The sequence below is a fragment of the Pseudomonas mangiferae genome, from assembly GCF_007109405.1.
Classification (GTDB): Bacteria; Pseudomonadota; Gammaproteobacteria; order Pseudomonadales; family Pseudomonadaceae; genus Pseudomonas_T; species Pseudomonas_T mangiferae.
This window is the reverse complement of sequence record NZ_VJOY01000012.1, coordinates 40125-62308: the sequence shown is the minus strand read 5'-3', so window position 1 is coordinate 62308 and position 22184 is coordinate 40125. Positions and strand designations below refer to the sequence as shown.

At 64.8% G+C, this 22184-nt stretch carries 22 protein-coding genes; 10 read left to right on the top strand and 12 right to left on the bottom strand.

Going from position 1 to position 22184, the window contains the following annotated elements:
• Nucleotides 1-66: 66 nt before the first annotated feature.
• On the top strand, nt 67-1356 hold the full coding sequence (locus FM069_RS16270) for a M18 family aminopeptidase (RefSeq protein WP_143489423.1): 1290 nt from the start codon (nt 67-69) through the stop codon (nt 1354-1356).
• 48 nt (nt 1357-1404) lie between these two features.
• On the opposite strand, the gene ddlA is transcribed toward FM069_RS16270, so the two are convergent.
• From ddlA to FM069_RS16230, 8 genes are all read right to left on the bottom strand, one after another.
• Nucleotides 1405-2496, bottom strand: a complete 1092-nt coding sequence (ddlA, locus tag FM069_RS16265) for a D-alanine--D-alanine ligase (protein ID WP_143489422.1) — start codon at nt 2494-2496, stop codon at nt 1405-1407.
• 137 nt (nt 2497-2633) lie between these two features.
• Nucleotides 2634-2948: a hypothetical protein gene (locus FM069_RS16260; protein WP_143489421.1), complete on the bottom strand. Its 315-nt coding sequence runs from the start codon at nt 2946-2948 to the stop codon at nt 2634-2636.
• Nucleotides 2949-3042: 94 nt separating this feature from the next.
• A complete protein-coding gene (locus FM069_RS16255) occupies nt 3043-4053 on the bottom strand; it encodes a zinc-dependent alcohol dehydrogenase family protein (RefSeq protein WP_143489420.1) in 1011 nt (336 codons plus the stop codon).
• A gap of 110 nt (nt 4054-4163) precedes the next feature.
• Complete coding sequence (locus tag FM069_RS16250; protein WP_143489419.1) at nt 4164-4520, bottom strand: hypothetical protein; 357 nt, start codon at nt 4518-4520, stop codon at nt 4164-4166.
• A gap of 311 nt (nt 4521-4831) precedes the next feature.
• Entirely contained in the window at nt 4832-5365 is a 534-nt protein-coding gene (locus FM069_RS16245; protein ID WP_143489418.1) for a hypothetical protein, read from the bottom strand.
• Nucleotides 5366-5386: 21 nt separating this feature from the next.
• Nucleotides 5387-5896 carry a hypothetical protein gene (locus FM069_RS16240; protein WP_143489417.1) on the bottom strand — a complete coding sequence of 170 codons (510 nt, stop codon included), beginning with the start codon at nt 5894-5896 and terminating at the stop codon, nt 5387-5389.
• Entirely contained in the window at nt 5893-6717 is an 825-nt protein-coding gene (locus FM069_RS16235; protein WP_143489416.1) for a hypothetical protein, read from the bottom strand. The genes FM069_RS16240 and FM069_RS16235 overlap by 4 nt, the downstream gene beginning before the upstream one ends.
• A 103-nt stretch (nt 6718-6820) precedes the next feature.
• Entirely contained in the window at nt 6821-7537 is a 717-nt protein-coding gene (locus FM069_RS16230) for a UTRA domain-containing protein (RefSeq protein WP_143489415.1), read from the bottom strand.
• Nucleotides 7538-7825: 288 nt separating this feature from the next.
• Between FM069_RS16230 and FM069_RS16225 the strand changes: the two genes are divergently transcribed.
• The 7 genes from FM069_RS16225 (at nt 7826) to FM069_RS16195 (ending at nt 13938) form a co-directional block, all read left to right on the top strand.
• On the top strand, nt 7826-8884 hold the full coding sequence (locus tag FM069_RS16225) for an ABC transporter substrate-binding protein (RefSeq protein WP_143489414.1): 1059 nt from the start codon (nt 7826-7828) through the stop codon (nt 8882-8884).
• 9 nt (nt 8885-8893) lie between these two features.
• The gene (locus FM069_RS16220) at nt 8894-9700 is read left to right on the top strand and encodes an alkaline phosphatase family protein (RefSeq protein WP_143489413.1); all 807 of its coding nucleotides are present in this window, start codon (nt 8894-8896) and stop codon (nt 9698-9700) included.
• On the top strand, nt 9697-10536 hold the full coding sequence (locus tag FM069_RS16215; protein WP_143489412.1) for an ABC transporter permease: 840 nt from the start codon (nt 9697-9699) through the stop codon (nt 10534-10536). Before FM069_RS16220 ends, FM069_RS16215 begins: the two co-directional genes overlap by 4 nt.
• A complete protein-coding gene (locus tag FM069_RS16210) occupies nt 10523-11320 on the top strand; it encodes an ABC transporter permease (protein ID WP_143489411.1) in 798 nt (265 codons plus the stop codon). Before FM069_RS16215 ends, FM069_RS16210 begins: the two co-directional genes overlap by 14 nt.
• Nucleotides 11317-12306, top strand: coding sequence for an ABC transporter ATP-binding protein (locus tag FM069_RS16205; protein ID WP_143489410.1), 990 nt, complete (start codon nt 11317-11319; stop codon nt 12304-12306). The genes FM069_RS16210 and FM069_RS16205 overlap by 4 nt, the downstream gene beginning before the upstream one ends.
• On the top strand, nt 12306-12959 hold the full coding sequence (locus FM069_RS16200) for an HAD family hydrolase (protein ID WP_143489409.1): 654 nt from the start codon (nt 12306-12308) through the stop codon (nt 12957-12959). Before FM069_RS16205 ends, FM069_RS16200 begins: the two co-directional genes overlap by 1 nt.
• A 115-nt stretch (nt 12960-13074) precedes the next feature.
• Entirely contained in the window at nt 13075-13938 is an 864-nt protein-coding gene (locus FM069_RS16195; protein WP_233282065.1) for a DMT family transporter, read from the top strand.
• Nucleotides 13939-14147: 209 nt separating this feature from the next.
• Here FM069_RS16195 and FM069_RS16190 read toward each other — a convergent pair whose 3' ends face one another.
• The 4 genes from FM069_RS16190 to FM069_RS16175 form a co-directional block, all read right to left on the bottom strand.
• A complete protein-coding gene (locus FM069_RS16190) occupies nt 14148-14687 on the bottom strand; it encodes a hypothetical protein (protein WP_407681594.1) in 540 nt (179 codons plus the stop codon).
• 100 nt (nt 14688-14787) lie between these two features.
• Nucleotides 14788-16344 carry an alkyl hydroperoxide reductase subunit F gene (ahpF, locus tag FM069_RS16185; protein WP_143489407.1) on the bottom strand — a complete coding sequence of 519 codons (1557 nt, stop codon included), beginning with the start codon at nt 16342-16344 and terminating at the stop codon, nt 14788-14790.
• 125 nt (nt 16345-16469) lie between these two features.
• Nucleotides 16470-17033 (bottom strand): alkyl hydroperoxide reductase subunit C, encoded by a 564-nt coding sequence (ahpC, locus tag FM069_RS16180; protein WP_143489406.1) that lies wholly within the window; start codon nt 17031-17033, stop codon nt 16470-16472.
• 150 nt (nt 17034-17183) lie between these two features.
• On the bottom strand, nt 17184-18146 hold the full coding sequence (locus FM069_RS16175) for an NAD(P)H-quinone oxidoreductase (RefSeq protein ID WP_143489405.1): 963 nt from the start codon (nt 18144-18146) through the stop codon (nt 17184-17186).
• A 124-nt stretch (nt 18147-18270) separates the two neighbouring features.
• On the opposite strand from FM069_RS16175, the gene FM069_RS16170 reads away from it, so the two are divergent.
• Both FM069_RS16170 and FM069_RS16165 read left to right on the top strand, forming a co-directional pair.
• Nucleotides 18271-20352 (top strand): carboxy terminal-processing peptidase, encoded by a 2082-nt coding sequence (locus FM069_RS16170; protein ID WP_143489404.1) that lies wholly within the window; start codon nt 18271-18273, stop codon nt 20350-20352.
• Between the two features lie 89 nt (nt 20353-20441).
• Entirely contained in the window at nt 20442-22184 is a 1743-nt protein-coding gene (locus FM069_RS16165; protein WP_143489403.1) for a bifunctional diguanylate cyclase/phosphodiesterase, read from the top strand.

Below are 22184 nucleotides of genomic sequence, written 5' to 3'. Positions count from 1 at the left end.
ACGGCCCCCGCCGAGCGCTCCGACGCAGATGCGATAGACTTCGCCGATCACCCTCTGGAGCCCCGTATGCGCGAAGACCTGAACCAGGGCCTGATCGATTTCCTGAAAGCCTCGCCCACTCCGTTCCACGCCACCCTCAGCCTCGCCCAGCGCCTGGAAGCCGCCGGCTACCAGCGCCTCGACGAGCGCGACGCCTGGCGCATCGAACCGGGCGGGCTGTACTACGTGACCCGTAACGATTCCTCGCTGATCGCCATCCGCCAGGGGCGCCGCCCGGCCCTGGACGGCGGCATCCGCCTGGTGGGCGCCCACACCGACAGCCCGTGCCTGCGGGTGAAGCCGAACCCGGAACTGTACAAGCAGGGGTTCTGGCAGTTGGGGGTGGAAGTCTACGGCGGCGCCCTGCTCGCCCCGTGGTTCGACCGCGACCTGTCCCTGGCCGGGCGCGTCACTTACCGTGCGGCGGGCAAGGTGGAAAGCCAGCTGGTCGACTTCCAGGCGCCCCTGGCGGTGATCCCGAACCTGGCGATCCACCTCAACCGCGAAGCCAACCTGGGCTGGGCGATCAACGCCCAGAACGAACTGCCGCCGATCCTCGCGCAACTGGCCAGCGGCGAACGCCGGGATTTCCGCGAGCTGCTGGCAGAGCAACTGGGCCGCGAGCACGGCATCAGCGCCGACGCGGTGCTGGACTACGAACTGAGTTTCTACGACACCCAGGCAGCAGCCGTCATCGGCCTCGAGCAGGATTTCATCGCCGGCGCGCGCCTGGACAACCTGCTGTCCTGCTACGCGGGCCTGCAGGCGCTGCTGGATGCCGACGGCGAGGAGAGCTGCGTGCTGGTCTGCACCGACCACGAGGAAGTGGGGTCCTGCTCGGCCTGCGGCGCCGACGGCCCGTTCCTCGAACAGGTGCTGCGCCGGCTGTTGCCGGAGGGCGATGCCTTCGCCCGCACGGTGCAGCGCTCGCTGCTGATCTCCGCCGACAATGCCCACGGCGTCCATCCCAACTATGCGGAAAAGCACGACGCCAACCACGGGCCCAAGCTCAATGCCGGCCCGGTGATCAAGGTCAACGGCAACCAGCGCTACGCCACCAACAGCGAGACCGCCGGGTTCTTCCGCCATTTGTGCCTGGAGAACGAAGTACCGGTGCAGAGCTTCGTGACCCGCAGCGACATGGGCTGCGGCTCCACCATCGGCCCCATCACCTCCAGCCAGTTGGGGGTGCGCACCGTGGACATCGGCCTGCCCACCTTCGCCATGCACTCCATCCGCGAACTGGCCGGCAGCCATGACCTGGCCCATCTGGTGAAGGTGCTGAGCGCCTTCTACGCCAGCCGCGACCTGCCCTGAGGTGGGAGGCGGCCGGTTTCATGCCGGCCGCCGCCTCCGCGGCTTCGCCTAACGGTTGTGCCTGAGCCGCCGGCGGGTGGCATGCCGTTCCAAGGCCAGGTCGATCAGCCGGCTCACCAGCGCCTGGTAGCTCATGCCCGCGGCCTGCCAGAGCTTGGGGTACATGCTGATGCGGGTGAAACCGGGCAGCGAGTTCAGCTCGTTGATCAGCACCTCGCCACGCTCGGTGAGGAACACGTCGACCCGGGCCAGGCCGGAGCAGCCCAGTACCTGGAACGCCTCCACGGCCAGGGCGCGGATGCGCTCGCTCGTGACGGCGTCGATGTCCGCCGGCACCACCACCCGCGCGGCCTCGTCGTCGATGTACTTGCTGTCGTAGGAATAGAAGCCTTGGCCCACGACGATCTCGCCGCACCCGCTGGCGATGGGCTCGTCGTTGCCCAGCACCGCGCACTCGATCTCGCGGCCCTGTACCGCCGCCTCCACCAGCACCTTCTCGTCGTAGTCCAGCGCCAGGCGCAGCGCCGCATCGTACTCGGCCTCCGTGGCGGCCTTGCTGACCCCCACCGATGAGCCCAGGTTGGCCGGCTTGATGAACAGCGGCGTGCCCAGGCGACGCACCGCCTCGGCAAAAGGCAGCTGCGCCAGATTGCGACGTGTCAGGCTGACGAAAGGCGTGATGGCGAGGCCAGCGTCCCGTAGCAGGCGCTTGGCCACGTCCTTGTCCATGCAGACCGCCGAGCCCAGCACGTCAGACCCTACGAACGGCAGGTCGGCCATGCGCAGCAGGCCCTGCAGGCAGCCGTCCTCACCCAGGGTGCCGTGAACAATGGGGAACACGACGTCTATCCCCAGCGCCCCCAGGCCGCTTGCCTCCTTCAGCGATCCGCCCTGACTCCCGGGAACGAACGCCACGTCGCGACCAGAACGTTCCAGTGCAATGCGTGCGGGATCGTCCGCGGCGATGAGATAGCGGGCGGCCTCGTTGAGGTGCCAGCGCCCGTCCTTGTCGATGCCGATCAGCACCGGCTCGAACCGTGCCGGGTCCAGGGCGTCAACGATATTCTTCGCCGATTGCAGCGACACCTCGTGCTCTACCGAACGCCCACCGAACACCACACCCACTCGAATCCTGCCCATTGAACGGCTCCTGCTCGACGATGCCGCTTATTACCACGGCGGGGCATCGGCGGCACGCGGACCGTTGATGGAAGGCGGCCGACATGGCCGCGCACCCGGCCGGCAAATGCCGGATGCCCGGGGGTAATGCCAGCGGCCTATTCCAGGCTGCCGGGATCGGTGGAGTGGTCGTGGGCACCGCCGCTGCCGGAGGTGCGCGAGGAATGATCCGGCTGGGCCTCGCCATCCGGCTTGGCGCCGGGCTCAGCGGTAGTGCCGGGGTTCACCTTGCGGCCGTCCTCGGTTACAACGTTGTCCTTGGCATCGGTGTGGGTCTTCATGTCCTGCTGGGCGGCGCTGCCGGTGCTGCTGGGCGAGCCCTTGCCGTTTTCCGGCGTGCCGACCGGGGACTGGGCGAACGCCGGCAGACTGAGAACACCGATCAGCAGGGCGGAAACGAGCGTCTGGCGCATGAGTCATCCTCCATTAGGGTACCCAGGCTTGGAGGGCAGCCACCGGAGGGAGTTGCGCCCCCGCGACGAGCCGGCTCTGCGCGCCCGCTGCGCCTCAGAGATCCACGCAGATCTTGCCGACGTGACGGTTACTTTCCTGGTAGCGGAACGCGTCCACCAGGGCGTCCAGGGGGAAGTGGCGATCGATCACCGGCCGCAGGCCGTTGGCGTCGATGGCCCGGACCATGGCCTGCTGCTGGGCGCGGCTGCCCACCAGCACGCTCTGCAGGCGCAGCTGCTTGAACAGCGCGGGGACAAGGTTCAGCTCGCCGGAGATGCCAGTGAGAATGCCGATCAGGGCCAGATGCCCGCCGATCCGGGCAGCGGTCATCGACTGCTCCAAGGTCCCCGGGCCGCCTACCTCCACCACATGATCGACGCCGCGCCCATCGGTCAGCTCGCGCACCCGCTCGCCCCAGGCCGGCGTGCTGCGGTAGTTGATCAGCGCATCGGCACCCAGGCGCTTCAGGCGCTCCAGCTTCTCGTCGCTGGACGAGGTGGCGATGACCGTGGCACCCGCCAGCTTGGCGAACTGCAGGGCGAAGATGGATACGCCGCCGGTGCCCTGGACCAGCACCGTCTCGCCCGGCATGAGACCGCCATCCACCATCAGCGCACGCCACGCGGTGAGGCCGGCGGTGGGCAGCGTCGCCGCCTCGGCGAAGCTCCAGCCACGGGGCGCACGGGTGAACCAGGTGGCAGGCGCGGTCAGTTGCTCGCGGGCGTAGCCATCAAGGCCATCCCCCGGCACCCGGGAGAAGCCTTCCACGTGGGGCTGGCCATCGAGCCAGTCGGGGAAAAAGGTGCTCACCACCGCATCGCCCACGGCGAACTCGCTCACGCCGTCGCCTACCGCCACCACTTCACCCGCGCCATCCGCCAGGGGGATGCGCGTCTCGCTGGGTCCCCAGAGGCCACTGACCACCGCAAAATCATGGTAATTGAGCGAACTGGCGCGCACCCGCACACTGATCTCGCCCGCCGCCGGCGGCGCCGCCTCGCAGGACCCGACCACGACCTTGTCGTAGCCCCCACCGGGCTGCACCTGAATCGCCTTGAATGCCATGGGAATGCTTCCTGGAAAGATCCAGCGATTCTAGCCGCCAACAGCCAGAAGGCGGAGGCGCTACCGGACGATCGCCTCGTCGTTCTCCTCTGGGGGTGCCGCGGGAGGTCTTACCTGTCATCCTCGCTTTTCACGGGAGGCGTGAATGGCTTCAGCTCGTACTGGATACCGTGACGGGCGCAGTCTTCCAGCGTGCCTTCCACGTCGCGGCGCAGGTAGGTAGACATGGCCATCGGATCCTGCCGCTCTACGACATCTTTCTTCAGGTCGATGCTGGGAGACGAGATGAGGCTATTCGCATAGTCGCTATAGTCTTCGGGGACGGTATCCCTTCCCGACCATAGGAAAATCCGACTACCTTCCGTCCAATACACCATCGCTTTCATCTTGTCGCTCGGCCATTTATAGCCCAAGAGACAGAAATGATTGACCTCCGAATTTCTCTTGAGAGCGACTACGAGATACATGAGGTCATACTGGAAATCTTTATACTGCCGTAGCCGCGTTAAATTTTCATACCCCACCTGCCCCTGAAATATAGAACTCTTAAAGCTTTCATTTGCTGATACTGGATTAGTCAACAACAACGTGATAGCGAATATTCGCATTAGCCTTGGATACATGCACAACCCTAATTCACCAGAAACAAGCTCCAAAAACTTATGACCACAGAAAAACAGCTAAAGCTAGACAGTGCATTTTGCAACCTAAAATATATTATCCGGTAGAAATTTTCCAACTGACAAACATCACTGCATGTAACAAATACACAGCCAGACTACCAGTCATCCATATCTTTCGGCGACGGAGGCGTGAAAGGTTTCAACTCATATTCCACGCCATGCTTAGCACAGTCCTCTAACGTACCCTCCACATCGCGACGCAGATAGGTCGACATAGCCATTTGGTCTTCACGATCAACTACGCTGTGCTTCAAATCAATGCTGTCCGACATTATCAGACTACTGGCATAGTCCCCATATTCTTCCGGCACAATTCGGCGTCCCGACCAAATATATAGATAGCTTTCTTCTTTCCAATTAACCGCAGCCCTCACAGCCCCATTGGGCCACCGATACCCGACCAAACAAAAATTATTGGCCTGTGAATTCCTTTTTGCATGGGCGACAAGATACATAAGGTCATATTGAAAATTCTTGAATTGCACATAGTTACTCAGTTCAATACGTACAACCCAACCCTCCAATATAGAGTTCTCAGCATAATCACCTGCAGCTACCGAATCAATAATTAATGCCAAAAACCAAATAATCGAAAATTTATCCTTTAAAGATTTCGAAAAAGCATTCATGACTAATAGACGACAAAACGCTTACCAATCATCATCACTGTTCTCCGGCGGCGGCGTGAATGGTTTAAGCTCGTATTGAGTGCCATGGCGCGAGCAATCATCAAGTGTGCCTTCCACATCACGACGCAAGTATGTAGACATGGCCATTTGATCTTCCCGCTCAACAACATTGTGATTGAGATCTATACTTTTAGTGGTTAGCAGACTGCTTGAATATTTCCCATACTCCTCAGGAGCAATATCTCGGCCAGGCCAAATAAAAAGCAGATTCTCTTCTCGCCAATGCACTACCGCTCTCGTTTTTCCATCTTCCCAACGATATCCAACCAAACAGAAATTGTTAGCCTGATTGTTTTTTTCAGAATAAGCGACCAAATACATTAAATCATATTCGTAATTAACGAAATTAGGATCTTTAGATAAATTTACATGACCTATGGGCCCAGAAAGTATAGAGGGCGAAAATAATTCGCCTGCCATTACCTGCGTAAACAAGGCTAAAAAAACAAAAAAAATCGAGATACACTTCATTTTATTCCGTTCTCCTTTAAAACGTCGTCCCGAAGCGTGTTAAATTGCTGCCCACCTACAATAGGACCTGGGACGTAGGAACCTCCAGCGGGTCCAGCACCCACTGTTCTCCAACCATAATTCCTACCAGGTATTTTCGGGACCCTTCCATTTGCAACATCCAGTATATTTTTTACATGCTGGCGGTAGGCTTCGAATTTCATATGACTACCATCGTTAGCATTACGCAACGTGACGTTAAAGCTTCCAATTTTTTCACTGCTCAGGCGGGGATACGCTCCAAATCCGTCGAACTCATTACCGCCCCCTGCCGTAATAATCGCCAGCATCGACCTTGAGGAAGGGTTACTGAATATCGAAAACTTAGGAAAAGACATTCTATTCTCGAGTACCTGACGCATCAGTTGCATGCTGAGAAAAGTCTCTTCGGCTCCCGGATAACCGGGAGCGCTAGGCTGCACGACCTCAGACAATAGCAATCGCGCCAACAGCCCCTCATCCGTATTTTCCGGAGGTAGCACCAGTGGCTCCAGCACGTTGATCTTCAATTCTAGAGGAGTACGGTCGCCAGAAGTTTTTTCGTAGACGGTGATCCGAGCGCCCTGGCAGGCCATATTGGCCTTGAAACGGATGGCCTGTTCCTGGAAGCGGTCGTCGGCTTTCTGCTGGACCTCCACGCAGGGACTGTCGCTCTTGATCACGTAATGCTTCTTGTCCGGCCCTAGCCCTACCAGCTTGACAACGAAGCTGTTGCCCACCACCAGGGTGATCTGCCCCGGCACCGGTTGTCCTTCCCGGGTGTTGCGTTTGAAAACCAGCATGTTCAGCGCTCGACGGTGAAAAGCCGATCATAAGAGCTCGCGGCTCGCCGAAAAATCCGACATGCCGGCACTGTGGACGCGTCCACAGAAAGGGCCAGCAGGCCTACTCGGGGACTTCTACGCGCACCTGGATCGCGTCGTGGCGCCAGTATTCCAGGTCGCAGTCGATCAGCCGGCCATGCTGGTCACGGTTGCGGCGGACGATGCGCAGGGCGGGGCTGCCGGGGGACACCCGCAGGGCGGCGGCGGCGTCCGGGTGCAGGGCGGTGGGAAGCATGTCGAAGCGCACGCGGCCATAGTGGATGCCGTACTGGCACGCGTACAGCTCGGTGAGGGAACGGGTCAGGTCGTGGTCCAGGATGCCCGGGAAGTAGGCGGGGTTCAGGTAGTGCTCGACGTACAGCACCAGACGCTCGTCGACGCGTCGAGCGCGGCGGATCTGGAACACTGCGGACAGCGCCGGCAACTCCAGCAGCTCGCAGATTTCCACCGGCGCCGGCACCAGGCGGGCGCTCAGCACGTCGGTGGACGGTGCCCTGCCCTGCTCGCTCACCATGGCGTGGAAGTGGCTACGCACCAGGGGGTTGTAGTCCAGGCGTGGCGGCGAAACGAACCAGCCGCGGCGCTCCTCGCGGTAGATCAGGCCCTGTGCTTCCAACTGACCCAGGGCCTCGCGCAGGGTGATACGCGTGGTAGCGAAGAGTTCGCTGAGCTTGCGCTCGGCAGGCAGCTTGCCGCCCAGGGGTAGCAGCCCGTGCTCGATCTGCTGCTGCAGGGCGCGGCAGATGGCGGTCACGGTGCGGGGCGCTTCGTCGCGCATCGAAACACTCCCTTCTGGAATAGACCAGCACTGAAATGGCGCGCCAGGGTCCGGTGGGGCTGCATGCTAGATGCTGCGGATGACGATCGGATGACAGGGCCGTGACACTGCACGGGCTGTGCCAGGCGCAACCCCAGACAAGCCCCGGCGGGTGGTCTACGCTAATCGCCGCGGGACCGATGCCCACGCCGTACGCCCGCTCCTGCCACGAAACCGTCATCAAAGCACCCTAGATTGGCCTGGGTCTTGCTGATCTAGACCAATTCCCCACCTGCTAAGGAGCTTCATATGAAACGCCTGCTGCTGGCTTCACTGTTGGGAAGCGCCGTTCTCCTGGGCAACCAGGCGGTGGCCGCTGACACGGACCTCAAGAACCTGGAACAGGCCGCCCGCGGCGAAGGCGCGGTGAACAGCGTCGGCATGCCGGACAGCTGGGCGAACTGGAAAGGCACCTGGGGCGACCTGGAGAAACTCTACGGCCTCAAGCACATGGATACCGACATGAGCTCGGCCCAGGAAATCGCCAAGTTCGCCGCCGAGAAGGACAACGCCAGCGCCGACATCGGCGACGTGGGCGCCGCCTTCGGCCCCATCGCCGTGCAGCAGGGCGTCACCCAGCCGTACAAGCCCAGCACCTGGGACCAGGTACCGGACTGGGCCAAGGACAAGGACGGCCACTGGCTGCTGGCCTACACCGGCTCCATCGCCTTCATCGTCAACAAGCAGCTGGTGAAGGAGCCGCCGAAGACCTGGGCGGACCTGAAGTCCGGCAAGTACAAGGTGGCCATCGGTGACGTCAGCTCGGCCGCCCAGGCGGTGAACGGCGTGCTGGCCGCGGCCCTGGCCAATGGCGGCGACGAGAAGAACATCCAGCCGGGCCTGGAGCTGTTCGCCGAACTGGCCAAGCAAGGTCGCCTGTCCCTGTCCAACCCCACCATCCAGACCCTGGAGAAGGGCGAGGTGGAAGTGGGCATCGTCTGGGACTTCAACGGCCTGAGCTACCGCGACCAGATCGACCCGACGCGCTTCGACGTGCTGATCCCGGGCGACGGCTCGGTGATCTCCGGCTACTCCACCCTGATCAACAAGTTCGCCAAGCACCCCAACGCCGCCAAGCTGGCCCGCGAGTACATCCTCAGCGACGCCGGCCAGATCAACCTGGCCCGCGGCTATGCCCGGCCGATCCGCGCCGACCACCTGACCCTGCCGGAAGACGTGCAGGCCAAGCTGCTGCCTTCCGAGCAGTACGCCAAAGTCACGCCGATCCGCGACGCCCAGGCCTGGGAAACCACCTCCAAACGCCTGCCGCGCCTGTGGCAGGAGCACGTCATCATCAACATGCAGTGACCGCCGCCGATGAGACATGACGTCATCCTGGTCGTACTGGATGGCCTGAACCTGGAGGTGGCCCGGCACGCGCTGGGCCACCTCCAGGCTTACTGCGCCGCCGGACGTGGCGCCCTCTACGGCCTGCAATGCGAACTGCCGGCGCTGTCCCGGCCTCTCTACGAATGCATCCTCACCGGCGTGCCGCCCCTGGACAGCGGCATCGTCCACAACGGCGTGTCGCGCCTGTCCAGCGAGCAGAGCGTGTTCCACTACGCCCGCGCCGCCGGCCTGGGCACCGCCGCGGCGGCCTACCACTGGGTCAGCGAGCTGTACAACCGCTCGCCCTTCGTCGCCGCCCGCGACCGCCACACCGACGCGCCGGAGCTGCCCATCCAGCACGGCCACTTCTACTACGCCGACCACTACCCGGACTCCCACCTGTTCGCCGATGCGGAGAGCCTGCGCCTGAGGCACCGGCCGAATTTCCTCCTGGTGCACCCGATGAACATCGACGACGCCGGCCACCGCCATGGGCTCGACTCGCCCCAGTACCGCAACAGCGCGCGGCAGGCCGACATTCTCTTGGCGGACTACCTGCGGGGCTGGCTCGAGGCCGGCTACCAGGTGCTGGTCACCGCGGATCACGGGATGAACGCCGATCGCAGCCACAACGGGCTGCTGCCGGAGGAACGGGAGGTACCGCTGTTCGTCATCGGCGACGCCTTCAGCCTCAGCGGCGAGGCCCGCCCGCGCCAGACCGAGCTGTGCGGCACCGTCTGCCAGCTGCTCGGCGTTTCCCACGACAAACCCTACTGCCGGGAGTTGCTGGCATGAAGCATTCACGCAGCAAGTGGCTGGCGCTGCTCTGGCTGCTGCCCTTCGCGGTGGTATTCGGCCTGTTCCAGATCGCCCCCCTGGTGTGGGTGGCGACCCACAGCCTGGAGGCCGTGGACGGCTGGGGCCTGGGCAATTTCCGCGAGGTGTTCGACTCGCCGTTCTACCTGCAGGCCATCAAGCACAGCCTGCAGATCGCCTTCTGGTCGAGCCTGATCGGCATCGTCGTGGCGCTGCTGGGCAGCTATTCCCTGCGCCGGGTGGATTCCCGGCTGCGGGACTTCGTCATGGCGTTCTCCACCATGACCAGCAATTTCGCCGGCGTGCCCCTGGCCTTCGCCTTCATCATCCTGCTGGGGTTCAACGGTGCGCTGACCCTGATCCTCAAGCAGAGCGGCCTGATCGAGGACTTCAACCTCTACTCCAAGGCCGGGCTGATCGTGCTCTACACCTACTTCCAGATTCCCCTGGGGGTGCTGCTGCTCTACCCGGCCTTCGACGCGCTGCGCGAAGACTGGCGCGAGTCCGCCGCGCTGCTGGGGGCGAACCACTGGCAGTTCTGGCGCCACATCGGCCTGCCGGTGCTGACCCCCGCCCTGCTGGGCACCTTCGTCATCCTGCTGGCCAACGCCTTGGGCGCCTACGCCACGGTCTACGCCCTGACCACCGGCAACTTCAACGTGCTGCCGATCCGCATCGCGGCGATGGTGGCCGGCGACATCTTCCTCGATCCCAACATGGCCAGCGCCCTGGCCATGGTGCTGGTGGGGCTGATGCTGGTGATCACCGCCGCGCACCAGTGGCTGCTGAGGAGGAGCTACCATGTCGCGCGCTGACGTCACACCCGCCGGGGTCTACCACCGGGCGGTGGTCTACGGGCTGTTCCTGATCCTGCTGCTGCCCCTGGCCGGCACCCTGCTCTACTCCCTGGCCACCAGTTGGTCCGCCACCATCCTGCCGGAGGGGCTGACCCTGAAGTGGTACCTGGCGCTGTGGAGCGACGAGCGCTTCCTGCGGGCCTTCGGCCAGTCCCTGGTGGTCTGCTTCGGCGCCCTGGCATTGTCGACGGTGCTGATCCTGCCGTTGATGTTCGTGGTGCACTACCACTTCCCGCGCCTGGACGGGCTGATGAACATCCTCATCCTGCTGCCCTTCGCGGTGCCGCCGGTGGTGTCCTCGGTGGGCCTGCTGCAACTGTATGGCTCCGGTCCGCTGGCCATGGTGGGTACGCCGTGGATTCTCATCGGCTGCTACTTCACCGTGGCGCTGCCGTTCATGTACCGGGCGATCGCCAACAACCTGCAGGCGATCAACCTGCGCGACCTGATGGACGCGGCCCACCTGCTGGGCGCCAGCACCTGGCAGGCGGCCTTGCTGGTGGTGCTGCCAAACCTGCGCAAGGGCCTGATGGTGTCGCTGTTCCTGTCGTTCTCGTTCCTCTTCGGCGAGTTCGTCTTCGCCAACCTGCTGGTGGGCAGCCGTTACGAGACCCTGCAGGTGTACCTGAACAACATGCGCAACAGCAGCGGCCACTTCAACAGTGCCCTGGTGATCTCCTACTTCTTCTTCGTACTGGTCTTCACCTGGGCGGCCAATCGCCTGAACAAGGACAAGCCATGAGTTTCCTGAGCATCCAGGGCCTGCACAAACGCTACGGCGCCACCCCCATCTTCAGCGACATCGACTGCGAGATCGCCCAGGGCGAATTCGTCACGCTGCTGGGGCCGTCCGGCTGCGGCAAGTCCACCCTGCTGCGCTGCATCGCCGGGCTGACCGAAGTGAACGGCGGACGCATCCTCCTGGATGGCCAGGACCTGGTTCCGCTGACGCCGCAGAAACGCGGCATCGGCATGGTGTTCCAGAGCTACGCGCTGTTCCCCAACATGACCGTGGAGCAGAACGTGGCCTTCGGCCTGCGCATGCAGAAGGTGGCCCCCGGCGACCGCGACCAGCGGGTGCGCGAAGTCCTGGAACTGGTGGAGCTGGGGGAGCTGGCGGGTCGCTACCCGCACCAGCTATCCGGCGGCCAGTGCCAGCGGGTGGCGCTGGCCCGTTCCCTGGTGACCCGGCCGCGCCTGCTGTTGCTGGACGAGCCGCTGTCCGCCCTTGACGCGCGCATCCGCAAGCACCTGCGCGAGCAGATCCGTCGCATCCAGCTGGAACTGGGCCTGACGACCCTCTTCGTCACCCATGACCAGGAAGAAGCACTGACCCTGTCCGACCGCATCTTCCTCATGGATGCCGGGCGGATCGTCCAGAGCGGCGACGCCGAGACCCTCTACACCACACCGGTGAACGCCTTCGCCGCCGGCTTCATCGGCAACTACAACCTGCTCGACGCGGACAGCGCCAGCCGCCTGCTGGCGCGCCCGGTGAACGGCCGGGTGGCGATCCGCCCGGAATCCATCGGCATCGGCGGCGACGCCGGGATCGAGGCCCAGGTGCGCGGCCACAGCCTGCTGGGCAACGTCATCCGCTACCGGGTCGAGGCCCGCGGCGTGGAGCTGCTGGTGGACGTGCTGAACCGCTCGGCGGACGACCTCTATGGCGACGGCCAGGCCCTGCGATTGGTGATCGACGCCGCCGCCGTGCGCGAGGTGGCCTGATGGCACTGGCGATCTTCGACCTCGACGAAACGCTGATCCACGGCGACTGCGCCAGCCTCTGGAGCCACCACATGGCGCACCTGGGCTGGGTCGACGCGGACAGCTTCGTGCAACGCGACGAAGCGCTCATGGCCCTCTACGGCGAGGGCAAGCTGGCCATGGAAGACTACATGGCCTTCAGCCTGGCGCCCCTGGTGGGGCGTACCGTGGACGAGGTGGCCTTCGTGGTGGAGCCCTTCGTCGAGGACGTCGTCGAACCCCTGTTCTACAGCGACGCCTGCCGTTGCCTGGCACGCCACCGGGCGGCCGGCGACCGCCTGCTGGTGATCTCCGCCTCGGCGCATTTCCTGGTGGCCGCGATCGCCGCGCGCCTGGGTATCGACGAGGTGCTCGCCATCGACCTGGAGGAGCAGCACGGCAGCTACAGCGGTCGCACCCGCGGCGTGCTCACCTACCGGGATGGCAAGGTGACGCGCCTGCACGCCTGGCTGGAGGAACAGGGCGAGACCCTGCGGGGCGCCAGCTTCTATTCGGACTCGCGCAACGACCTACCGCTGTTGCAGCGGGTCGACCACCCCCATGCGGTCAACCCGGACCCTGCCTTGCGCGCCCATGCCCAGGCCGCCGGCTGGCCGATCCTCACCTGGCGCTGAAACGCTCCCGCAGCCGGTACGCGTAGCCTCTTCAATCGCTGGGAGAACGACTGGCGACGCGCGACCTGCACATGACGCTATAGTCGGCACCCCTGCCGGCGCTTGAGGAGCTGCCTTGGACGTTCTGATGGGCCTGCTCGCCGCGCTGTGCTGGGGCGTCACCGATTTTCTCGCTGGCTTCAACACCCGCAACGTGGGGGTGCAGAGGACGGTGTTTTTCGGCCAGGCGCTGGGTTTCCTGATGGTCAGCCTGGTCGTGGTGGCCTTTCCGCACATCGCGCAGGGTGCCCTGGCGGCGCCCTGGGCCGCCTGGGGCAGCGCCCTGCTGGCCGCACTCTTCACCGTTTCCGGTGCCCTTACCCTGTCGCGGGCCTTTTCCGTCGGCCAGGCGGCCATCGTCGCGCCGGTGGTCACCAGCTACGGCGCGGTGACGGCGCTGCTTTCCTGGCTGTCCGGCGAACACCTGGGCACGCTGCAAGGGCTGGGGCTCGGCGCCTGCCTGCTGGGCGTGGCCCTCACCGCCGTCACCTTCGGCCGCCCCCCGCAGAAAAACCATGCGCCGCGACAGGCGCTGGGCTTCGCCATCCTCGCGGCCCTGCTCTACGGGTGCAGCTTCTGGCTGCAAGGCCGCTACGCGCTGCCGGCGATGGGCGTCGTGCCGGTGCTGTGGGTGGGCTATGCCGTGGGGCTGCTGTCGCTGACCGGCGCCTTGCTCAGGCGACCAGGCCAGTTCAGCCGGCCGCCGTTGAAATACGTGGGCTCCCTGCTGGCCGCAAGCCTGATGAACCTCAGCGCGTTCTCCGCCTTCTCGGTAGGCGCCCTGCAGGGCTCGGTCGCCGTGGTGACCGTGCTCAGCACCCTGTCCGGCGGCATCGCGGCGATCCTCGGCGTGCTGCTGTTCAAGGAGCGCCTGAACCCCGTGCAGTGGAGCGGCGTCGGCACGGTGATCCTCGGCGCGCTGATCCTGCACCTGCACTAGCTCCGCAGGACAAGTCGCCGGCGGTCAGGCGGGCAAAGGCAAGCGAGGACGCGGAATTCACCCTCGGTGGATGCGCAGTCCGAACCGACGCTCACCGAGTGCAGGCACGTTTCCTACAGCACCTGACCAGCCCGGCGACCGGGCGCTGCGAGCCTTCGGGCGGTGCCCCCCATGGTGCCGTTAGCGTTCCCGGCACCCGGTCCGACCGTTCAGGTCGCGAGTGCGGCCCGCAACGACTCGTAGGCGGGCGCAGCGGCGATCCCCACCTCCACCGCCAGGGCCATCACCCGTGGCAGGTCGCAGGTGTACACCAGCACGCACTGCAATTCGTCATCCAGAGGCTCGCTGAAATCCACCAGCACGTAGCCGCCCTTCTCCGGGTAGAGGCTGCTCAGCTGAACCTGGATGCTGTTCAGCGCTCGCAGGGCCTCCACCTTGGCCAACTGGCGCGGCTTGATGGTGAAGGTGACGGCATCGCTGAAGGATCCGGTGATCCGCTCGAACAGCTCGTCGTAGCGGTCCGCCTGGAACAGCACGGTGTCCGGCAGGCTGCCCACCACCACCCATTCCCCCAGGGGAATCGGGAAATCGTCGTCGTAGTTGATGTCCGGGTTGGCGGCGAGGAAAGCCTCCGGGTCGGCATAGGCCTGGGCCGCTTCGGCGGCGATGCGGGCGATGTCCGCTTCACTCATGCAGCCGGAGCTGATGAGGGTGATGAGTTCGACGAGGGACTGTTCCACGACGGGCATCCTGGCAGGAAAAGCCGGCAGGATACCGGAAACGCCACGGCCCGCTCGCGCGGGCCGTGGGTGAAGGCAGGCAACGCGGCCGGACCGCGCCCCGGGTAGATCAGACGCTGCGGATCAGGTGGTCGAAGGCGCTCAGGGAGGCCTTGGCGCCTTCGCCCACGGCGATCACGATCTGCTTGTACGGCACCGTGGTCACGTCGCCGGCGGCGAACACCCCGGGCAGCGAGGTCTCGCCCCGGGCATCGACGATGATCTCGCCGCGCGGGGACAGCTCCACCGTGCCCTTGAGCCAGTCGGAGTTGGGCAGCAGGCCGATCTGCACGAAGATGCCTTCCAGTTCCAGGCTGACGAACGCGTCGGAGTTGCGGTCCTTGTACACCAGGCCGCTGACCTTCTGGCCGTCGCCCTTCACTTCGCTGGTCAGCGCGCTGGTGACCACCGTCACGTTGGGCAGGCTGTAGAGCTTCTTCTGCAGCACGGCATCGGCGCGCAGCGTGCTATCGAACTCCAGCAGGGTCACCTGGGCGACGATACCCGCCAGGTCGATGGCCGCCTCGACGCCGGAGTTGCCGCCGCCGATCACCGCCACCCGCTTGCCCTTGAACAGCGGGCCGTCGCAGTGGGGGCAGTAGGCGACCCCGCGGCCGCGGTATTCCTGCTCGCCGGGCACGTTCATCTCGCGCCAGCGGGCGCCGGTGGCGAGGATCACGGTCTTCGCCTTGAGGGTCGCGCCACTGGCGAAGGCCACCTCGTGCAACCCGCCGGCTTCGCTGGCGGGGGTCAGGCTGGCGGCGCGCTGCAGGTTCATCACGTCCACCTCGTAGGCCTTGACGTGCTCTTCCAGCGCCCGGGCCAGTTTCGGCCCCTCGGTTTCCGGCACCGAAATGAAGTTCTCGATGGCCATGGTGTCCAGCACCTGACCGCCGAAGCGCTCGGCGGCGACGCCGGTGCGGATACCCTTGCGGGCGGCATAGATCGCCGCGGCGGCACCAGCCGGGCCACCACCGATGATCAGCACGTCGAACGGCGCCTTGGCATTGAGTTTCTCGGCATCCCGGGCGGAGGCACCGGTGTCCAGCTTGGCGACGATCTCGGCGATGCCCATGCGGCCCTGGCCGAACGGCTCGCCGTTCAGGTAGACGCTCGGTACGGACATGATCTGCCGCTCGCTGACCTCGTCCTGGAACAGCGCGCCGTCGATGGCGACGTGGCGCACGTTGGGGTTCAGCACTGCCATCAGGTTGAGGGCCTGGACCACGTCCGGGCAGTTCTGGCAGGACAGGGAGAAATAGGTTTCGAAGTGGTACTCGCCGTCCAGGTTGCGCACCTGATCCAGCAACTCGGCGCTTTCCTTGGACGGGTGGCCGCCGACTTGCAGCAGCGCGAGCACCAGAGACGTGAATTCGTGGCCCATGGGGATGCCGGCGAACCGCAGGCCGATATCGACGCCGGGGCGGTTCAAGGCGAAGGACGGCGTGCGGGCATCGTCGCCATCGGTCTTCAGGGTGATCTTGTCGGTCAGGCCGACGATATCGTCCAGCAGGCCCTTGAGCTCGGCGGATTTGTCGCTGTCATCGAGGGACGCGACGATCTCGAACGGCTGGGTGACCTTTTCCAGATAGGCCTTCAACTGGGACTTCAGGTTGGCGTCCAACATGCGTGCGATTCCTGTCATGACGGGCAAAGAAACCCCTCGGCGGGTGCGGAGCACCCACCCGTGACGGGCGAGGGGATTCGGGAGACGCAGCGGACGGCCGGGCCGTCCGCTTCGGGGGGTGACGCTTAGATCTTGCCGACCAGATCCAGGGACGGGGCCAGGGTGGCTTCGCCTTCCTTCCACTTGGCCGGGCAGACTTCACCCGGGTGGCTGGCGACGTACTGGGCCGCTTTCACCTTGCGCAGCAGGTCGGACGCGTCGCGGCCGATGCCTTCGGCAGTGATTTCCAAAGCCTGGATGATGCCTTCCGGGTCGACGATGTAGGTACCGCGGTTGGCCAGGCCCTGGTCTTCACGCAGCACTTCGAAGTTGCGGCTGATCTGCAGGGTCGGGTCGCCGATCATGGCGTACTGGATCTTGCCGATGGTCTCGGAGCTGTCGTGCCAGGCCTTGTGGGTGAAGTGGGTGTCGGTGGACACGGAGAAGATCTCCACACCGATCTTCTGGAACTCTTCGTAGTGGTCGGCGACGTCACCCAGTTCGGTCGGGCAGACGAAGGTGAAGTCGGCCGGGTAGAAGAAGAACACGGACCATTTGCCTTTCAGGTCGGCGTCGCTCACTTCGATGAACTTGCCGGCTTTGAACGCTTGCGCTTTGAAGGGCTTGATTTGCGTGTTGATCACGGACATTGCTGACTCCTTGGTTGGGATGTATGCAGTTCGGAAACTGAGGTCAATCTTAGGACGCCACGAGGCAAAAGCCTCATTGCTTATAGCCATGACCATGATTGCTTCACTAAATCATGGCCCGTGGCGCCCGTCCGACGCACGGGTTGGCGCTCAGGCCAGGTCCGGGTCCAGTACCAGGGCGATCTTCCCGGCGATCTGGTTGCTCTCCAGGGCGGCGAACGCATCGGCCGCCTCGTCCTGGCTGAAACGGCGCTGCAGCAACGGATCGAGCCGGCCTTCGGCGAACAGCGGCCAGACCTGCCGGCGCAGGTCCGCCAGCAACTCGGCCTTGAAGCCGTCGTCGCGGTTGCGCAGGGTCGAACCGATCACCTGGACCCGCTTGCCCAGCAGTTGCGCCATGTCCAGGCGCGCCTCGCGGCCGCCCATCAGGCCGATGTTCACCCAGCGGCCGTCTCGCGCCAGCAGGCCCAGGTTGAGTTCCGCGTACTGGCCGCCGACCGGATCGAGGATCACGTCGAACGGACCCAGCTCCCGCAGGCTCTCCAGGTTCTGCTTGCGCAGCACGCCGCCCTGGGCGCCCAGGGCGATGCAGTGCGCCAGGCGCTCCTCGGAGCCGACGCTCACCCAGCACGGGTTGCCGAACGCCTTGCACAGCTGGATCGCCGCCGACCCCACACCGCTGGCGCCGGCGTGCAGCAGCACCTTCTCGCCCGGCTGCAGGCGCGCCAACTGGAACAGGTTGAGCCAGGCGGTGGCGTACACCTCGGGCAATGCCGCCGCCTGGGCGAGGGACAGGCCCTCCGGTACCGGCAGCGCATGGCGGGCGTCCAGCACCACCTCCTGGGCCATGCCGCCCCCCGCCAGCAGGCAGCACACCCGGTCGCCCACGTTCCAGTCGACACCGGGTCCGACTTCGCTGACCACCCCGGCGCATTCCAGCCCCAGGGTATCGCTGGCACCGGGCGGCGGTGGGTAGGAACCGGCCCGCTGCAGCAGGTCGGCACGGTTCAATCCGGCGGCTGCCACACGCACGCGGATCTGCCCCGCGTCGCAGTCCGGAGAGGGTCGTTCTTGCCATTCGACGCGTCCTTCGACGCCTTGCAATGCCTTCACGCTGCCTCCATAGTGAGTTCGAACCAGCCCGGCGGATGCCGGGCTTTCGCATTGTGCCGGTTGAACCCGGCGCCTCCAATGACGGCCTAATATGCGTTATCACCGGTCCCGACGTCGAATCAGCATGAAGCGCTTCCTCCCCTGCACCACCCTCGCCCTGATCCTCGGCCTGAGCGCCCTGCCGCTGCAGGCGAAGGTCTCGCCCCAGAACAGCTGGGACGCGCTGCAACCCGACCGCGAACAGGTGGTGGCCAGTCTCAACGTGGTGGAGTTGCTCAAGCGCCACCACTACAACAAGCCGCCGCTGAACGACGAACGCTCGGTGAAGATCTACGAGGGCTACCTCAAGATGCTCGACCCGGCGCGGATGTACTTCACCGCCGGCGACATCGCCGAGTTCGATCGCTGGCGCACGAAGTTCGACGACTTCCTGAAGAACGGCGACCTGGAACCGGGCTTCTCCATCTACAAGCGCTACCTGGACCGCCTCAAGCAGCGCATGGACTATGCCCTCGCCCAGCTGAACAAGGGCGTCGACAGCATCGACTTCGGCGTCGACGAGGACATGGAACTGGACCGCGAGAAGGCCGCCTGGGCCAAGGACAGTGCCGCCCTGGACGAACTCTGGCGCAAGAAGGTCAAGGACGAGGTGCTGCGCCTGAAGATCGCCGGCAAGGAAACCAAGGCCATCCAGGACCTGCTGGTGAAACGCTACAAGCGGCAGTACGCGCGCCTCGAGCAGACCCGCGCCGAGGACATCTTCCAGACCTACATCAACGCCTTCGCCCAGACCTACGACCCCCACACCAACTACCTCTCCCCGGACAACGCGGAGAACTTCGATATCAACATGAGCCTCTCGCTGGAAGGCATCGGCGCCGTCCTGCAGAGCGATGCCGACCACACCAAGGTGGTGCGTCTGGTACCCGCCGGCCCGGCCGAGAAGAGCAAGCAGATCGCCCCCTCCGACAAGATCGTCGGCGTCGCCCAGGACAACGGCGAGATGGTGGACGTGATCGGCTGGCGCCTCGACGAGGTGGTCAAGCTGATCCGCGGGCCCAAGGGCTCCCGGGTGCGCCTGGAGGTCATCCCGGCCAGCAATGCCCCCAACGACGACTCCAGCAAGATCGTTTCCATCACCCGTGAAGCGGTGAAGCTGGAAGAGCAGGCCGCGAAGAAATCGGTGATCGACATCGACCACGAGGGCCATCGCTACAAGCTGGGCATCATCGAGGTGCCGGCCTTCTACCTGGACTTCAAGGCCTACCGCGCCGGCGATCCCGAGTACAAGAGCACCACTCGCGACGTGAAGCGCCTGCTCAGCGAGCTGCAGAAAGAGGACGTGGACGGCGTGGTCATCGACCTGCGCAACAACGGCGGCGGCTCGCTGCAGGAAGCCACCGAGCTGACCGGCCTGTTCATCGACCAGGGTCCGACGGTGCTGGTGCGCAACAGTGACGGTCGGGTCGACGTGCTGGCCGACGACGAGGGCAAGGCCTACTACAAAGGCCCCATGGCGGTGCTGGTGAATCGCCTGTCCGCCTCCGCCTCGGAAATCTTCGCCGGTGCCATGCAGGACTACCACCGTGCGCTGATCCTCGGCGGGCAGACCTTCGGCAAGGGCACCGTGCAGACCATCCAGCCCCTCAACCACGGCGAACTGAAGTTGACCCTGGCGAAGTTCTACCGGGTCTCCGGGCAGAGCACCCAGCACCAGGGGGTGATCCCCGACATCGAGTACCCGGCCACGGTGGACACCAAGGAAATCGGTGAGAGCGCCCTGCCCGAGGCCATGCCCTGGGACAGCATCCGCCCCGCCATCAAGCCGGCGAACGACCCGTTCAAGCCATTCCTCGACCAGCTCAAGAGCCGCCACGACGCCCGCACCCAGAGCAACCCGGACTTCGTCTTCAGCCGCGACCGCCTGGCCCTGGCGCAGAAGCTCATGCACGAGACCGCCGTCAGCCTCAACGAAGCCAAGCGCCGCGCCCAGCAGACCGAAATCGAGAACCAGCAACTGGCCATGGAGAACGCCCGCCGCAAGGCCAAGGGCGAGCCGCTGCTCAAGGAGCTGAAGAAGGAAGACGAGGACGCGCTGCCGGTGGAGGAGGAAAAGACCAAGCCCCAGGATGACGCCTACCTCACCGAGAGCGGGCAGATCCTGCTGGACTACGTGGCGCTGGACACCAAGATGGCCAAGCACTGAGCCGTCATCAGTCTGTCACGCAGCTGTCGTGAAATAGAGGAGGCCGCCTTGTGCGGCCTCTTTCTTTTCCGGCCATCACGAGTTCCGCCATGACCGTCACCGAGCAGTTGAGCGCCCTGGACCAGATCCTCGCTCACGGGGACCTCACCAGCCTGTTCCAACCCATCGTCTGCCTCTCCGAACGCCGCGTGCTCGGCTACGAAGCCCTGACCCGCGGACCTTCCAACAGCCCGCTGCACTCCCCGGTCACCCTGTTCGCCACCGCCCGCCACAGTGGCCGGCTGAGCGAACTGGAGATCGCCTGCCGCCGGCGGATCTGTGCCCGCTTCCAGGAGCTGGGTCTGGACGGACGCCTGTTCATCAACGTCTCGCCGGAATCCCTGCTGGAACCGGCGCACCAGCCGGGGCGCACCCTGCAGGTGCTGCAGGCCTTCGGCATTTCCCCGGACCGGGTGGTGATCGAACTCACCGAGCACGCGCCCACCGAGGACGTGGCGCTGCTGCAGAACGCGCTACACCACTACCGCGCCATGGGCTTTTCCATCGCCCTGGACGATCTGGGGGCCGGCTACTCCAGCCTGCGGCTGTGGTCGGAACTGCGACCGGACTACGTGAAGATCGACCGCCACTTCATCGACGGCATCCACCGCGACGCGGTGAAGCGCGAGTTCGTCGGCTCGATCCTGCAGATCGCCAAGGCTTCACGCGCCCAGGTGATCGCCGAGGGCATCGAGCAGGAGGAAGAGCTGCAGGTGCTGGCGGAAATGGGCGTCGACCTGGTCCAGGGCTACCTGATCGCGCGCCCCGAAGCCAACCCGCCCCGGGACGTGCAGCTGCCCGCCCGGGACAACCCGCGCGCATTCGTCGCCGACGACAGCCGCGACCTGGATGCGCTGCTCAACCCCCAGGACGCCGTGGACCAGAACACTCCCATCGCCGACGTGCTGGATGCTTTCCAGGCCCAGGCGAACCTCAATTCTCTGGCGGTCCTCGACGAGCACGACCAGCCGGTGGGCATCGTCCACCGCCATTCCCTGTCGGAAGCCCTGCTCAAGCCGTTCGCCACCGATCTGTTCGCCCGCAAGCCCATCAGCCGGCTGATGAGCCGCGACTTCCTCGCAGTAGAGCGCCGGCAATCCCTGCAACAGGTCAGCCGGCTGCTCACCAGCCGCGCCCGACAACGCATCGAGGAAGACTTCATCATCGTTCAGGACGGCCGCTACCGCGGCCTGGGACGGGTCATCGACGTGCTCAAGCTGATCACTGAGCTTAAGATCCAGCAGGCCCGCTACGCCAATCCGCTGACCCTGCTGCCGGGCAACGTGCCGATCCAGCAATGCCTCGGGCGCCTGCTGCAGCACGGTCGGGCCGCGGCGATCTGCTACGTGGACATCGACAGTTTCAAGCCCTTCAACGACCTCTACGGCTACGCCAAGGGCGACGAAGTGCTGCTGTGCCTGGCCCAGTGCCTGAGCCAGCGGGTGGACCCGGCGCGGGACTTCGTCGGCCACATCGGTGGCGACGATTTCATGCTGGTGCTGGGCTCGACGGACTGGCGGGCGCGGCTGAACGGGCTACTGGAGGACTTCCAGGGCCAGTGCCGACGCTTCTACTGCCGCGAGCACCTGGACGCCGGTTGCTTCATCGCCCACGACCGGCTCGGGCAGCGCCGGGAATACCCGCTGCTGTCCCTCTCGGTGGGGGTGGTGAACCTGGCTGCGGACGCCGGCGCGCACCTGGATGCCAGTCGCCTCGCGGCACTGGCCTCGGACGCCAAGCGCCACGCCAAGGCGATCCCCGGCTACAGCCTGCACGTGATCGACGCCCCCTGA

Bases quoted from the DNA above. Each gene is read 5' to 3' on its own strand.
- FM069_RS16255 (WP_143489420.1), bottom strand. From the start codon at position 4,053: ATGGCATTCAAGGCGATTCAGGTGCAGCCCGGTGGGGGCTACGACAAG.
- FM069_RS16165 (WP_143489403.1), top strand. From the start codon at position 20,442: ATGACCGTCACCGAGCAGTTGAGCGCCCTGGACCAGATCCTCGCTCAC.
- FM069_RS16230 (WP_143489415.1), bottom strand. From the start codon at position 7,537: ATGCGCGACGAAGCGCCCCGCACCGTGACCGCCATCTGCCGCGCCCTG.
- FM069_RS16210 (WP_143489411.1), top strand. From the start codon at position 10,523: ATGTCGCGCGCTGACGTCACACCCGCCGGGGTCTACCACCGGGCGGTG.
- FM069_RS16260 (WP_143489421.1), bottom strand. From the start codon at position 2,948: ATGCGCCAGACGCTCGTTTCCGCCCTGCTGATCGGTGTTCTCAGTCTG.
- FM069_RS16200 (WP_143489409.1), top strand. From the start codon at position 12,306: ATGGCACTGGCGATCTTCGACCTCGACGAAACGCTGATCCACGGCGAC.
- FM069_RS16205 (WP_143489410.1), top strand. From the start codon at position 11,317: ATGAGTTTCCTGAGCATCCAGGGCCTGCACAAACGCTACGGCGCCACC.
- FM069_RS16215 (WP_143489412.1), top strand. From the start codon at position 9,697: ATGAAGCATTCACGCAGCAAGTGGCTGGCGCTGCTCTGGCTGCTGCCC.
- FM069_RS16220 (WP_143489413.1), top strand. From the start codon at position 8,894: ATGAGACATGACGTCATCCTGGTCGTACTGGATGGCCTGAACCTGGAG.
- FM069_RS16170 (WP_143489404.1), top strand. From the start codon at position 18,271: ATGAAGCGCTTCCTCCCCTGCACCACCCTCGCCCTGATCCTCGGCCTG.
- FM069_RS16235 (WP_143489416.1), bottom strand. From the start codon at position 6,717: ATGCTGGTTTTCAAACGCAACACCCGGGAAGGACAACCGGTGCCGGGG.
- ahpF (WP_143489407.1), bottom strand. From the start codon at position 16,344: ATGTTGGACGCCAACCTGAAGTCCCAGTTGAAGGCCTATCTGGAAAAG.
- FM069_RS16250 (WP_143489419.1), bottom strand. From the start codon at position 4,520: ATGTATCTCGTAGTCGCTCTCAAGAGAAATTCGGAGGTCAATCATTTC.
- FM069_RS16225 (WP_143489414.1), top strand. From the start codon at position 7,826: ATGAAACGCCTGCTGCTGGCTTCACTGTTGGGAAGCGCCGTTCTCCTG.
- ddlA (WP_143489422.1), bottom strand. From the start codon at position 2,496: ATGGGCAGGATTCGAGTGGGTGTGGTGTTCGGTGGGCGTTCGGTAGAG.
- FM069_RS16270 (WP_143489423.1), top strand. From the start codon at position 67: ATGCGCGAAGACCTGAACCAGGGCCTGATCGATTTCCTGAAAGCCTCG.
- FM069_RS16245 (WP_143489418.1), bottom strand. From the start codon at position 5,365: ATGAATGCTTTTTCGAAATCTTTAAAGGATAAATTTTCGATTATTTGG.
- ahpC (WP_143489406.1), bottom strand. From the start codon at position 17,033: ATGTCCGTGATCAACACGCAAATCAAGCCCTTCAAAGCGCAAGCGTTC.
- FM069_RS16190 (WP_407681594.1), bottom strand. From the start codon at position 14,687: ATGCCCGTCGTGGAACAGTCCCTCGTCGAACTCATCACCCTCATCAGC.
- FM069_RS16240 (WP_143489417.1), bottom strand. From the start codon at position 5,896: ATGAAGTGTATCTCGATTTTTTTTGTTTTTTTAGCCTTGTTTACGCAG.